We start from the raw sequence: 12,418 nt of genomic DNA, 5'->3' as shown, positions 1-12,418 counted from the left end.
GCTCAGCCGAGGCCGCCGAAACGCGGTGAGAGGGGGCCGGTGGACCGGGCCCGGTCCAGGTCGCGGACCACGCCGGCTCAGGCCACGGACCACGCGATGCCGTCGAGGATGTCGTGCTCGCTCACGACGACCTCCCGCGCGCCGGTCCGCTCCATGATCGCGAGGAGTACGAGGGCGCCGGCGCCGATGACGTCGACCCGCCCCGGATGCATGGAGGGGATCGCCGCCCGCTCCGCGTGCGTGGCGGCGAGCAGCCGCTCGGTGATCCCGCGGACCCGGTCCACGGAGACCCGGGAGTGGTGGATGGCCTCGGAGTCGTACTCCGGAAGGTCCAGGGCGATCGCCGCGACGGTGGTGACGGAGCCGGCGAGCCCGACGAGCGTGCGCGCCTCCCGCAGGGGCACGGACTCCTCGGCGAGGTTGAGGGCCGCCTCGATGTCGGCGCGGATCGCCCGGACCTGCTCCTCGGTCGGCGGGTCCGTGACCACGCCGTCCCGGACGAGGTGCCGTTCCGTCATCCGTACGCAGCCGATGTCCACCGAGCGGGCGCCCCGCACGTGGTCGTCGCCCACGACGAACTCCGTGGAGCCGCCGCCGATGTCCACCACGAGATAGGGCTTGGCCAGGTCGTCACGGCCCGTCAGCTCCTTCGTGGCGCCCGTGAACGAGAACTCGGCCTCCTGGCCGCCGGAGATGACCTCGGGCTCCACCCCCAGGATGTCGAGGACACCGCGGACGAAGTCGTCCCGGTTCTCGGCGTCGCGGGAGGCGGAGGTGGCCACGAAGCGCAGACGTTCGGCGCCGTGCTCCTTGATGACCCCGGCGTACTCCCGGCAGGCCGCGAAGGTGCGCTCCAGGGCCTCGGGGGCGAGGCGGCCCGTGCGGTCCACGCCCTGTCCCAGGCGCACGATCGTCATGCGGCGGTCCAGGTCGACGAGTTCGCCGGTCCCGGGGTCCGCGTCCGCGACGAGGAGGCGGATGGAGTTGGTGCCGCAGTCGACGGCGGCGACGCGAGTCATTTTGGTGAGATCTCCTGTTGCAGTCGTTCGTCCCGCTCAGGGGCTCCGCCCCCGAACCCCCGATCGCGCAGTTCCCCGCGCCCCCAAGAGGAGCTGCGCCCCGTCAGGGGCGCGGGGAACTGCGCGATCGGCCCCCACCGGCCCGCAGCCGACAACGCGCCCCGAGCCGCCCGGTTCACCCCGCCGTCGGCACGACGCACGCCCCCTTGCGCCACCACTGCGGCAGCATCGCGATCGCCTCGTCGCCCAGGGGGTTCACCCCCGGCCCCGCGGCCAGCGAGTGCGCGACCAGGACGTGCAGGCACTTCACCCGGTCCGGCATCCCGCCCGCGCTCGGAAAGCCTTCGAGCACGTCGATGGAGTCACGCCGCGCGATGTAGTCCTCGTGCGCGGCCCGGTACGCCTCGGCCAGCTCGGGGTCCGTGGCGAGACGGTCCGTCATCTCCTTCATGACGCCGTTCGCCTCCAGCGTGCCGATGGCGGAGGCCGCACGCGGGCACGTCAGGTAGTACGTCGTCGGGAACGGCGTCCCGTCGGGAAGCCGGGGGGCCGTCTCGACGACGTCCGGCTGTCCGCACGGACAGCGGTGCGCGATCGCGCGCAGCCCGCGCGGCGGGCGCCCGAGCTGCTGCTTGAAGGCCTCGACGTCGGCGTCGGTGGGCTCGGTGCGCCCAGTGGGCGGCGGGGGCGTTTCCATGCCTTGGCTCTGTGTCCTTCTGGTTCAGTTCACTGGTCGGAGGCGTCGGCCTTGTCGACGCCGTCCCAGACGTTGACGTACCAGGCCCGGTCGGCGGCCGTCCGGTCCGTACGCGTCTTCTTCGCCGCGTCGGGGTCGATCACGATGAAGCCGGTCTCGCCCGGCATCACGTAGTGCAGCCGTTCCCGGATGCGCTGCTCGGCGTACGCGTCGTCCTGCCAGCGCGCCTTCAGGTCACGCAGCTCCTCGACGCGCTCACGGGCCTGCTCGCGCTCACGCTGCAGATCGGCGACCTCGGCACGCTGGGAGACGTACTGCCTTATGGGATAGGCGAGGGCCACGACGAGCGAGCACAGGACGAGGGCGAGAAGCGCCGCACGGCCGGTCAGCCGCGAGCGGCGCGCCTGGCGTTTGGTCTGGGAGCGGTAGACACGGGCGGCGGTCTGCTCGCCGAGCGCCCGCAGCCTGGTCGCGGTGGAGAACCGGTCACGGTCCTTCACAGCCATCTGTCCGCCTCCCCGATACGTACGTACGTCCCCGCACACGGTACGGGACCGGGTACGGGGACGTACGTACGACGCTGCCTACGAGGGCGTCAGCCCTTGAAGGGGTCAGCCCTTGAAGCGGGGGAAGGCCGAGCGGCCCGCGTACACCGCGGCGTCGTCGAGGATCTCCTCGATGCGCAGCAGCTGGTTGTACTTGGCGACGCGGTCCGAGCGGGCCGGGGCGCCGGTCTTGATCTGGCCGCAGTTCACCGCGACCGCGAGGTCGGCGATGGTGACGTCCTCGGTCTCGCCGGAGCGGTGGGACATCATGCACTTGAAGCCGTTGCGCTGGGCCATCTCGACGGCGTCCAGGGTCTCGGTCAGCGAACCGATCTGGTTGACCTTGACCAGCAGGGCGTTGGCGGAGCCCTCCTCGATGCCGCGGGCGAGGCGCTCGGGGTTGGTGACGAAGAGGTCGTCGCCGACGATCTGGACCTTGGCGCCCAGCTTCTCGGTGATGACGTTCCAGCCGGCCCAGTCGTCCTCGTACAGCGGGTCCTCGATGGAGACCAGCGGGTACGCGGAGACGAGCTCCTCGTAGTACTCGGTCATCTCGGCGGCCGAGCGGGACTTGCCCTCGAACTCGTACTTGCCGTCCTTGTAGAACTCGGACGCGGCGACGTCCAGCGCGAGGGCGACCTGCTCGCCGGGGGTGTAGCCGGCTTCCTTGATGGCTTCGACGATGAGGTCGAGGGCCTCGCGGTTGGAGCCGAGGTTCGGGGCGAAGCCGCCCTCGTCGCCGAGGCCGGTGGACAGACCGCGGCTCTTCAGGACCTTCTTGAGGGTGTGGTAGACCTCGGCGCCCCAGCGCACGGCCTCGGAGAAGGACTCCGCGCCGATGGGCGCGATCATGAACTCCTGGATGTCGACGTTGGAGTCGGCGTGCGACCCGCCGTTCAGGATGTTCATCATCGGGACGGGCAGCAGGTGCGCGTTCGGTCCGCCCAGGTAGCGGAAGAGCGGCAGGTCGCTGGCCTCGGAGGCGGCGTGCGCGACGGCGAGGGAGACGCCGAGGATGGCGTTGGCGCCGAGCGAGCCCTTGTTGTCGGTGGCGTCCAGGTCGATCATCGCCTGGTCGATGAGGCGCTGCTCGGTGGCGTCGTAGCCGACGAGCTCCGGGCCGATCTGCTCGATGACGGCGAGGACGGCCTTCTCGACACCCTTGCCGAGGTAGCGGTTGGGGTCTCCGTCACGGAGCTCGACTGCTTCGAAGGCACCGGTGGAGGCGCCGGACGGAACGGCGGCACGACCCGTGCTGCCGTCGTCAAGGCCGACCTCGACCTCGACCGTGGGGTTGCCTCGGGAGTCCAGGATTTCCCGGGCTACGACGACGTCGATGGACGGCACGAGCATCTCCTTCTGGGATGTGACACAAGCTGTGCCGGGCCGGAGGCCCGGTTGCGCGCAGGCCGTGGTGGCCCCGCGGGATGAGCCTAACCGGCTGCCGGGGATCGGCCAGCCCTCGACCGCCTCCTGGACAGAACCGAGAGGAAATTGTTTCCGAACGGAACAAAGACGCGGGCGGAAAGGCCCGGACAGAAAAAGCCCCGCTCCGGTGCGTACGGGGGAACACGCACCGGAGCGGGGAGCCCGTGGGGGACGGGGGTGGCCCTCACGAGGCCTCCACTATGAAGGACACGGATGTGAGAGCGCTGTGGTTCAGTCACGATTCCGATGTGGGCCGGACTTCCGGTCGAGGCCGAGCGGCCAGTGCCTCGACCGGACATCCAGCGGCCACCGTCAGCTGAGGTCAGCTGAGGTGCAGCTGCTGACCGGGGAAGATGAAGTCGGCGTCGTCGACGATGTCGTCGTTCAGCTTGTACAGCTTCGCCCAGCCGCCCTTGACGTTCTTCTTGTCGGCGATCTCGCTGAGGGTGTCGCCCTTGACGACCTTGTACTCGCCGTCGCCCTTCTCGACCTTCTTGCCGGTCGGGGTCTCGACGGTCTTCTTCGCCGCCGGACGCTCCTGCGAACGCGAGGCGCGCTCCTCGGAGGACTGCGAGTTCTGCTGCTGCTGCGGCTGCGAGGTGCTCTGGCCGGAGCTGCCGGAGCCCGACGGGGTGGTGGAGCCACCGGTCGAGGCGCCGGACAGGCCCACGCCGCAGCTCGGCCAGGCACCCTTGCCCTGGCTCGCGAGAACCTTCTCGGCGACGGCTATCTGCTGGGACTTGGACGCCTGGTCGGCGGTGGAGGCGTACGAGCTGCCGCCGTACGCGGCCCAGGTGGAGGACGAGAACTGCAGGCCGCCGTAGTAGCCGTTGCCGGTGTTGATCGACCAGTTGCCACCGGACTCGCACTGGGCGACGGTGTCCCACTCGGAGGCGGTGGCGGCGGAGGCGCCCGTGGCGCCCATCAGCGGGACGGCGACGGCGGCGGTGGTGACACCGGCCAGCGTGGCGATACGGGTGGCCTTGGACGGGCGACGGTGCTTGCCCTTGCTCGAAAGCAGCATGAAGTGATCCCCTCACCGACGCCTGCGAGGTGAGCTGTCGGGTTCGGGCCGAGTGAGTTGCCCGGCCGCGCGACACTGCTGTCACGCGGCTTAACCCCAAGCCGTACCCGGTCTCGAAGACCGGTTCCGGCACTTACCTTGGGTCCCCCGCTCCTGCCTACGGCGCTTTACGCGACGACTGTTCCCGTACGGCCGTTGGCAGGATTCGGCGTGCGACCGTCGGGGCTCACCAATGGCGAGCGGTCACGACCGTAGACACGGGCCGCGCCGAATTTCAAAGACGATCAGGGGTGTTGAGATCCATGTCTCAATTCGCCAAATCGGACATTCAGCGCGAACTACCGCTGGTTTTCGCCCGATTCGGCGCCTTGATCACTACTTGCTCGATGCCGCTCAGCCGTCGACGGCGATGCGCTGACCGGGGATGATGAAGTCCGGATCGGCGCCGATGCTGTCCTTGTTCGCGGCGTAGAGCTCGCTCCACCCGCCGTCGATGCCAAGGGAGTCGGCGATGCTGGAGAGACTGTCCCCGGAACGGACCGCGTACGAGCCCTCGTCGGCGAGGACGCGTGAGGTGCTGTCGCTGCGCGAGGCGTGCCGGCCGGCGTAGTCGTCCGCGCGGGGGGCCATGTCGACCTCTTCGGCGCTGCCGCCCCGGTGACGGCCGGAGCTGTCCGCGGCGGCGTCGGCCGAAGCGTCGTCGTTCTGGGACGACTTGTCCGAGTCGTCACTCTTCGCCTTGGTGCCGGCGGCCGAGCTGTCCGTTCTCTGTGACTCCGGGGCGGAGTCGTCGGCGGACTTCGAACCGCCGTCCGCGGACTCGTCGGACTTCCCGCTGTCGCTCCCCTTGGTCGCGTCCGCGTCCGCGTCCGCGTCGGCCGACGGGCTCGGAGAGTCCTCGGCGAGGCCCGTGTCGACGTCGGCGGAGTCGGAGTCCTGTGTCAGACCGGCGACGAGGCCACAGGTCACCCAGGCGCTCGTCCCCTGGTCCGCGAGGATCTTCTCGGCGACGGCTATCTGCTGCGAACGGCTGGCCTGGTCGGCGCTCGGCGCGTAGTCGAGGCCGCCGTGCTCCTCCCAGGTCTCCTGGGTCATCTGGAGTCCGCCGTAGAGCCCGTTGCCGGTGTCGGCGCTCCATGAGCCACCGCTCTCGCACTCGGCGACCGCGTCCCAGGTCGTACCGCTGGCGGCACTCGCGCCGCTCGCACCGAGCAGGGGGATCGCGATGGCCGATCCGGCCACGCCGGCGGCGACGAGGAGCGCCGGAGCCTGGCGGGGGCGACGATGGCGGCCGTTCCCGGAGAGCATGCGATTGCCTTTCGCGTGACAGCAAGGAATACGCACGGAACACAGCGGAAAGCCGTGCTCGTGACTGCTGCGACGGGCGGACCTGCCGCATTGATGGGTGAACGTAGCGGCACTCGAACTCTTGTCACAAGTCGATGCAGCGTAGATAACGTGAAGATCACAGAGTTGACGGAGTCTCACCTTTCGCCGCCTTCGGTGCTACGGCCGTCAGCACTTCCGTCAAGACTTCGCGACCGGGGTGAACTCCACCGGAAGCGTGCGCAACCCACGCATGATGAGCCCCCCGCGCCACCTCAAATCGGCTGAATCTCCCGCGAGTCGCAGGTCGGGCAGGCGGGTCAGCAGGGTCGCCAGCGCGGTCTGCCCCTCCAGTCGGGCGAGGGGCGCGCCGAGGCAGTAGTGGATGCCGTGGCCGTAACCGAGGTGTTGGTTGTCACGGCGGGAGAGGTCGAGCGTGTCCGGGTTCTCGAACCGGTCGGGATCGCGGTCGGCCGCCGCCAGCACGACGAGTACGGGGTCACCGGCGGCGATGTCCTGCCCGCCGACGCTGAGCGGTTCGGTGGCGAACCGCCAGGTGGCCAGCTCCACGGGCCCGTCGTAGCGGAGCAGTTCCTCCACGCCGGTCGCGAGCAGGTCCGTGTGGCCGGCCGCGAGGGAGTCCTGCAGCCGCCGCCGTTGCCCCGGGTGGGTGAGCAGGGCGTAGGTGCCGTTCCCGATGAGGTTCACGGTTGTCTCGAAACCGGCGAACAGGAGGATGAAGGCCATCGCCGCGGCCTCGTTCTCACTGAGGTGCTCGCCGTGGTCGGAGGCCCGGATGAGAGCGGAGATCAGGTCCTCGCCGGGGGCGGGCTCGTCCGTCAGTTCCTGGCGCTTGCGGTGGATCAGCTCGGCGAGGTAGCCGCGCATCTTCTTGACCGACCGGGCGACACCGCCCCTGGGGCCGCCCCCGTGCCGGATCATCATCCCGGCCCAGTCGCGGAAGTCGTCCTGGTCCTCGCGCGGGACGCCGAGGAGATCGCAGATGGCGTGGATGGGGAGCGGGAAGGCGAAGTCGTGGATGAGGTCCGCCTCCCCCTTCTCGGCGAACCCGTCGATCAGCTGGTCCGTCAACTCCTGTACCCGGGAGGAGAATTCGGCCACCCGCCGGGGCGTGAACGCCTTGCTGACGAGCCGCCGCAGCCGGGTGTGGTCCGGCGGGTCGATATTGAGCAGGTGGGTCATCAGCTCGGCCTTGCGCTCGCCCGGAATGCCGGTCTTGCCCTTCGCGTGCGCGGGCTCGTCGTGATGGGCGGAGTTCTTGCTGAGCCGGCCGTCGGCGAGGGCCTGCTTGGCGTCCGCGTAACGGGTGACGAGCCACGCCTCCACTCCGCTGGGCAGTTTCGTCCGATGCACGGGAGCGTGCTCACGGAGCCAGGCGTACGCCGGGTAGGGATCGGTGGCGAACTCCCAGTTGAAGAGGGCGGGGACGGGCTGCCCCGTGGCCGGCGCGGGCGGCTGTGCAGGTGTTTCGGTCACTCCTCGACGGTATCGGGAGGGCCGGCCCGGGCCGGCCCGGCGTCCTGGCGGCCCGCGGTCGCCCTGCCGCGCCGACCGCGAGAATGACCGGCTTACGGTGTTCACCCCGGGCTGTCCCGAAAGGTGCCGCCTCTTGACTGCGCGGCTCTCCGGCTACCTACATTCGCGAGCGTGGACCCCGAGATACTCCGGACCAGTTTCGCGGTCGTCGAAAGGCGGGCCGAGTTCGCGCTCAAGTACTTCTACTCGCATCTGTTCTGGCACCACCCCGATGTCCGCGCCCTGTTCCCGCTGGACTCCCCGGCGGACAAGGAACGCCAGCGGGACCGGCTGTTCACCGCTCTGGCGCTCGTCGTCGCCCGCCTGGAAGGGCCGGGACTGCACGAGTACCTCCGGGAGCTGGGGCGGGACCACCGGAAGTATCTGGCGCGCCCCGAGCACTACACGGCCGTGGGGGACAGCCTGATCGCCGCGTTCGCCGCCGTGTCCGGGTCGGCGTGGAGCACGGAGGTGGAGAAGGCCTGGGACGAGGCGTACGCGGTGATCGCGGACGCCATGCTGGACGGCGCGGGTGAGGCGGAGAGCCAGGGACAGCCGTCCTGGTGGGACGCCGAGGTCGTCGGCCGCACCGGGCACGGGGACGACCTCGCCGTGCTGACGCTCCGTCCGGACCGGCCCCTCCCCCACCTGCCGGGCCAGTACGTGAGCGTCGGCAGCCCCCGGGTCCCGGGGGTCTGGCGCCCGTACTCCGTCGGCAACGCGCCCCGCTGCGACGGCACGCTCGATCTGCACATCAGCCTCGTCCGGGGCGGCGCCCTGTCGCCCGAACTGGTCCGGCGCGCCCGGGAGGGCGATGTCCTGCGGCTCGGCGCGCCGGGCGGCCGGCTGACCCTGCGTACGCCCGTGGAGCGGCCCCTCACCTTCATCGCGGCCGGTACCGGCTGGGCCCCGGTGAAGGCGCTGCTGGAGCAGCTGGGGCGGGCGCCCGGCGCGTACGACGAGGCCCGGCTCTTCGTCGTCGCCCGCGATGTCGCGTACCTCTACGACCGGGCCATGCTCGACGGGTTGCGCACGCGGCTGCCCTGGCTGGACGTCACCGTGCTCACGCCCGCGCCGGGGCGCCCGAAGGCCCAGGCCACGGAGCGGCTGCTGACGGCGCTGGGGAACCGGGCGAACTGGGCGCGGCACGATGTCTATCTGGCGGGGCCGCCGGGGTTGGTCGCGGAGATCTCCGCGGTGCTTCCGGGGCTCGGTGCGGAGCGGGAACGGGTCTTCTGTGACGAACTCCCGTGCACGGGGCGGGACCGGGGCCGGGAGCGGGTGGCGGGGCCTGGGGCCTGGCTGCTGCGGCGGCCCCAGCCGCGGTGACGCTCCGCCGGGGGTGGTGGTGTGTTGTCTGCGGGTTCGTCGTGGCTGGTCGCGTAGTTCCCCGCGCCCCTGAACGGCGGGGCTGCGCCCCGGCCTGATACGTCGGGTGCGGGTTCGGTGGGGGTCGGGCGCGCAGTTCCCCGCGCCCCTTTGGGGCGCTGCCCTGGACGGGGTGGGAAAAGGGCTGTCAGGACTCCGTTGCCCGTATGGCGTCGCGGTAGGAGCGGGCGGCTGCTCTGAGGGCTGCTTCCGGGTCCACGCCGGACTCCTCCGCCCGGGCGGCCAGGGCCAGGAGTTCGTAGCCGATGCCCTCGCCCTGGGGCAGGGGGGCGTCCAGGCCCGCCGTACGCGCGCGGGAGGCCAGTTTCGCGGCCAGTGCCAGGGCGGGCTGGCCGAGGGGGACGCCCTCCGTGACGGACGTCCGCTGTTTCTCCTCGGCCTTGGTGCGCAGCCAGTGCTCCTTGACCTCCTCGGGTGTGGAGGCCGTCTCGTCGCCGAACACGTGCGGATGGCGGTGGATCAGCTTGGTGACGATGCCGGCCGCGACGTCGTCGATGGAGAAGGGCTCCGACCCGTCCTCAGGGCTGCCCTCCTCGGCGATCCGGGAGTGGAAGACGACCTGGAGCAGGACGTCACCGAGCTCCTCGCGCAGTTCGTGCCGGTCGCCCTCCTCGATGGCCTCGACGAGTTCGTACGCCTCCTCGATGCCGTACTTGGCGAGGCCCTTGTGGGTCTGCTGCGACGACCAGGGGCATTCGAGGCGGATGCGGTCCATCACCTGGACGAGGTCGAGGAGGCGGGCGCCCGGGAGGTCGTACGAGGCGGGGAGCAGTTCGAGGTCCGGCATCCGCACGCGCCCCGTGCCGGCCAGCCGGGACAGCCCGTCGGTCAGGTGCGGTTCGCCCTCGCCGGTGGCGACGACGGTGACCGTGCGTCCCCCGGCGCAGGCGTCGATCAGCTCCTGGGCGCCGGGCGCGGCCTCCTCGACCTGGATGCCCGCCTCGCGCAGGTACGGCAGCTGCGGGTGGGCGCCGTCCGCGCACAGGACGCGGTCGGCGCCGTGCAGCGCCTGCCAGGCGGGCCAGGACAGGAGTCCGGGCGCGACCCGGTGGCTGGTGGTGAGCAGGACGATGCGCCCGGGGCTGGATGCGTTCACCCCTCGAACGTAACCCACGCCACCGACATCAAGGTCACGTGCGCCGGACGGTACGGGCCTTCAAAGACTTCCGGCGCTTACGCCGGTTTCTGGCTTGCCGCCGACGTGACGTCGCGTACCCACGGGAGCTTGGCGTCGACGCGGCTGCTCTTCTCGACGTCCCAGTTGCCGTACCGGGGGTTCAGGTCGACGTCCAGCTTCTTCGAGGCCTCGGACAGCGCCTTCCAGAAGGCCGGCTGGCTGGTGTCCGTGCCGAGTGCGGCGGCGAGCTTCTGGGCCTCGATCTGGACGCGGAGGTTGTCGTCGAGCCGCTCGGGCGGCACTCCGTACTGCTGGAGCCAGCTCACTTCCAGGGCCTTCGCGCCCCCGGCCTGCTGTTCCAGGCCGGCGCGGGCCTGCTGGATCTCCTTGCGGGTGACGGTCACGCCCGCGTCGTCGGCGGCCCGGTGCAGCACCCGGTCGAGGACCATGCCGTGCAGGGTGTCGCGGGTGAGGCCGCCGGACTTGGCGATGGCCTGCTCGTACTGCGCCTCGCCCGTGGTGGCGGCCCGCTGTGCGGTCCGTACCTCGTTCACCCGGTTCTCCAGCTGGGAGACCGTGATGCGGTCGTCGCCGACGACGGCCGCGGCACCGGGATGCGCGTCGCTGCCACAGGCGGTCAGGAGGGGGGCCGCGGTGACGAGAGCGGCGGTGAGGAGGAACGCGGTGCGACGGCGGCGGTGCAAGGAAGACCTCCTGTAGGAGATTGTGCGACGGTGCACAAAGTCTTGCGGTGATCGATGTTAGGCAGGGGACCGGCTCTCGGCCACCCATTCGACCCAACGATTCGCCAGGACTTCGGGCACCGTCCCTCGGGTGTCCGGTTCAGCCGCGGACCTGCCCCAGCCACTGCAGCGTCCGGCCGATGTCGCCGACCAGCGGATGGCCGGGGCCCCGCAGCCGTTCGACGTCGTACCGGAGCCGGACCAGCGTGTCGTGGGCGGCGGCCCGGTCGCCGAGCGCGAGGAGCAGATGGCCGATGCGGCGGCGCACCTCGAAGGACAGTTCGGCGTCCTGGGCGACGTACTGGTTCTCGTAGTACGGCAGCAGCGCGCGGTACTCGGCGAGTGCCGCCGCCGGTTCGCCGAGCTGTTCGAGGCACTGGGCGGCCTCGTAGCGGAAGCGCAGGGACTGCGGGTCGGCCTGGCCCGCCTCGGTGGCCCGTTCGTCGGCGAGGCGGCGCAGTTCGGGCAGGGCGCGGCGGTACTGGCCGTCGTCCATCAGCGTGGCCGCGTACTGCTTGCGCAGGGTGCGCACGACCGGTGAGTGCTCGCCGTGCTGGGCGGCGGCGGCCGGGAGGATCTGGCCGAGGATGTCGACGGCCTGGGTGATGCGGCCCTCGCCGAGGAGCCGCTTGACCTCGTCGACCGCTCCCGCGACATCGGGCTTGTCGACGGCGGGCGCGGCCTGCGGCTGCGCCGCGGGGGTGCGGGCGCGGTCCGGCCAGGGGGCGTGCGGGCGCAGGAAGGGGCGTGTGGGGTCGAGCGGCCCGCCGGACGGGATCCCGCGCGCGGGAAGCAGCGGCAGCAACTGCTCGTACGTCTCCTGCGCGGAGTCCGGGCGGTGCTGCGGGTCCTTGGAGAGCAGCCGCAGTACGAGGGCTTCGAGCGCCTCGGGCACCTCGGGGCGCAGCCGGCGGACCGGCAGCGGCGGTTCGTAGAGGTGGCGGTGCAGCACTCCGAGGGCGGTGGAACCCGAGAACGGCACGTCCCCGCTGAGGAGTTCGTGCAGCAGCACCCCGAGCGCGTACAGGTCGGTGTACGGGCCGACCGCGCCGCCCATCGCCTGCTCGGGGGCCATGTAGGCGGGCGATCCGATGGGTGAGCCGGTGTGCGTGAGGCGGGTGGTGTCGGTGTCCATCACGGACGCGACACCGAGGTCGAGCACGGTGACCGTGCCGTCCTGCTTGATCATCACGTTCCGCGGCTTGAGGTCGCGGTGGACGATCGGCACGGCGTGCACGGCGGAGAGCACGGCGCACAGTTGCGCGGCGACCGAGACGGCCCACTGCCAGGGGTAGGGGTCGTGCTCGGCGAGGTGGTCGGAGAGGTCGGCCCCGTCGACGTACTGCATGACGAGGAACAGTTCCTCGCCCTCGCTGCCCGCGTCGTGGACCGTGACCAGGCCGGGGTGGTCGACCTGCGCGGTGACGCGGCACTCGCGCACGAAACGGCGGCGCAGCTCGTCGGCCTCCTGGCCCGCGACCTTGTCGGGCCGCAGCAGCTTGACGGCGACGCGCCGGTCGAGGCGCTGGTCGTACGCCGTCCACACCTGGCCCATGCCGCCCTGTCCGATGAGCGTGGACAGTTCGTAGCGGCC

The 12,418-nt window shown here is 71.1% G+C and carries 11 protein-coding genes and 1 riboswitch; of the genes, 1 reads left to right on the top strand and 10 read right to left on the bottom strand.

The window, feature by feature from the left end; translation table 11 throughout:
* Positions 1–77 precede the first annotated feature (77 nt).
* From ACH4DZ_RS09250 to ACH4DZ_RS09220, 7 genes are all read right to left on the bottom strand, one after another.
* Entirely contained in the window at positions 78–1,019 is a 942-nt protein-coding gene (locus ACH4DZ_RS09250) for an exopolyphosphatase (RefSeq protein WP_398286369.1), read from the bottom strand.
* A 175-nt stretch (positions 1,020–1,194) separates the two neighbouring features.
* Entirely contained in the window at positions 1,195–1,716 is a 522-nt protein-coding gene (locus tag ACH4DZ_RS09245; protein WP_398286368.1) for a DUF501 domain-containing protein, read from the bottom strand.
* 29 nt (positions 1,717–1,745) lie between these two features.
* Positions 1,746–2,222, bottom strand: a complete 477-nt coding sequence (locus tag ACH4DZ_RS09240; protein WP_398286367.1) for a septum formation initiator family protein — start codon at positions 2,220–2,222, stop codon at positions 1,746–1,748.
* A 105-nt stretch (positions 2,223–2,327) separates the two neighbouring features.
* A complete protein-coding gene (gene eno / locus ACH4DZ_RS09235; protein WP_398286366.1) occupies positions 2,328–3,614 on the bottom strand; it encodes a phosphopyruvate hydratase in 1,287 nt (428 codons plus the stop codon).
* A 397-nt stretch (positions 3,615–4,011) separates the two neighbouring features.
* Positions 4,012–4,713 (bottom strand): transglycosylase family protein, encoded by a 702-nt coding sequence (locus tag ACH4DZ_RS09230; RefSeq protein WP_398286365.1) that lies wholly within the window; start codon positions 4,711–4,713, stop codon positions 4,012–4,014.
* A gap of 4 nt (positions 4,714–4,717) precedes the next feature.
* Positions 4,718–4,888, bottom strand: a riboswitch (cyclic di-AMP (ydaO/yuaA leader).
* 218 nt (positions 4,889–5,106) lie between these two features.
* Positions 5,107–6,021, bottom strand: coding sequence for a transglycosylase family protein (locus ACH4DZ_RS09225; protein ID WP_398286364.1), 915 nt, complete (start codon positions 6,019–6,021; stop codon positions 5,107–5,109).
* A gap of 219 nt (positions 6,022–6,240) precedes the next feature.
* A complete protein-coding gene (locus ACH4DZ_RS09220) occupies positions 6,241–7,536 on the bottom strand; it encodes a cytochrome P450 (RefSeq protein WP_398286363.1) in 1,296 nt (431 codons plus the stop codon).
* A 171-nt stretch (positions 7,537–7,707) separates the two neighbouring features.
* On the opposite strand from ACH4DZ_RS09220, the gene ACH4DZ_RS09215 reads away from it, so the two are divergent.
* Positions 7,708–8,904 (top strand): globin domain-containing protein, encoded by a 1,197-nt coding sequence (locus ACH4DZ_RS09215; RefSeq protein WP_398286362.1) that lies wholly within the window; start codon positions 7,708–7,710, stop codon positions 8,902–8,904.
* Positions 8,905–9,091: 187 nt separating this feature from the next.
* Here the strand turns inward: ACH4DZ_RS09215 and ACH4DZ_RS09210 are convergent, their stop codons facing one another.
* The 3 genes from ACH4DZ_RS09210 to ACH4DZ_RS09200 form a co-directional block, all read right to left on the bottom strand.
* Positions 9,092–10,060: a nucleoside triphosphate pyrophosphohydrolase gene (locus tag ACH4DZ_RS09210; protein WP_398286361.1), complete on the bottom strand. Its 969-nt coding sequence runs from the start codon at positions 10,058–10,060 to the stop codon at positions 9,092–9,094.
* 77 nt (positions 10,061–10,137) lie between these two features.
* Positions 10,138–10,785, bottom strand: coding sequence for a SurA N-terminal domain-containing protein (locus ACH4DZ_RS09205; protein ID WP_398286360.1), 648 nt, complete (start codon positions 10,783–10,785; stop codon positions 10,138–10,140).
* 139 nt (positions 10,786–10,924) lie between these two features.
* Positions 10,925–12,406 carry a protein kinase gene (locus ACH4DZ_RS09200; protein WP_398287051.1) on the bottom strand — a complete coding sequence of 494 codons (1,482 nt, stop codon included), beginning with the start codon at positions 12,404–12,406 and terminating at the stop codon, positions 10,925–10,927.
* Between the last annotated feature and the right edge of the window lie 12 nt (positions 12,407–12,418).

The sequence above is a fragment of the Streptomyces sp. NPDC017991 genome, assembly GCF_044328075.1.
Taxonomy (GTDB): Bacteria; Actinomycetota; Actinomycetes; order Streptomycetales; family Streptomycetaceae; genus Streptomyces.
The sequence above is the reverse complement of the archived record's forward strand: the minus strand, read 5'-3'. Positions and strand labels throughout refer to the sequence as shown.

What these genes read in the sequence shown, in the direction of transcription:
- ACH4DZ_RS09230 (WP_398286365.1), bottom strand. Translation starts at nt 4,713, where the DNA reads ATGCTGCTTTCGAGCAAGGGCAAGCACCGTCGCCCGTCCAAGGCCACC.
- eno (WP_398286366.1), bottom strand. Translation starts at nt 3,614, where the DNA reads ATGCTCGTGCCGTCCATCGACGTCGTCGTAGCCCGGGAAATCCTGGAC.
- ACH4DZ_RS09245 (WP_398286368.1), bottom strand. Translation starts at nt 1,716, where the DNA reads ATGGAAACGCCCCCGCCGCCCACTGGGCGCACCGAGCCCACCGACGCC.
- ACH4DZ_RS09240 (WP_398286367.1), bottom strand. Translation starts at nt 2,222, where the DNA reads ATGGCTGTGAAGGACCGTGACCGGTTCTCCACCGCGACCAGGCTGCGG.
- ACH4DZ_RS09250 (WP_398286369.1), bottom strand. Translation starts at nt 1,019, where the DNA reads ATGACTCGCGTCGCCGCCGTCGACTGCGGCACCAACTCCATCCGCCTC.
- ACH4DZ_RS09225 (WP_398286364.1), bottom strand. Translation starts at nt 6,021, where the DNA reads ATGCTCTCCGGGAACGGCCGCCATCGTCGCCCCCGCCAGGCTCCGGCG.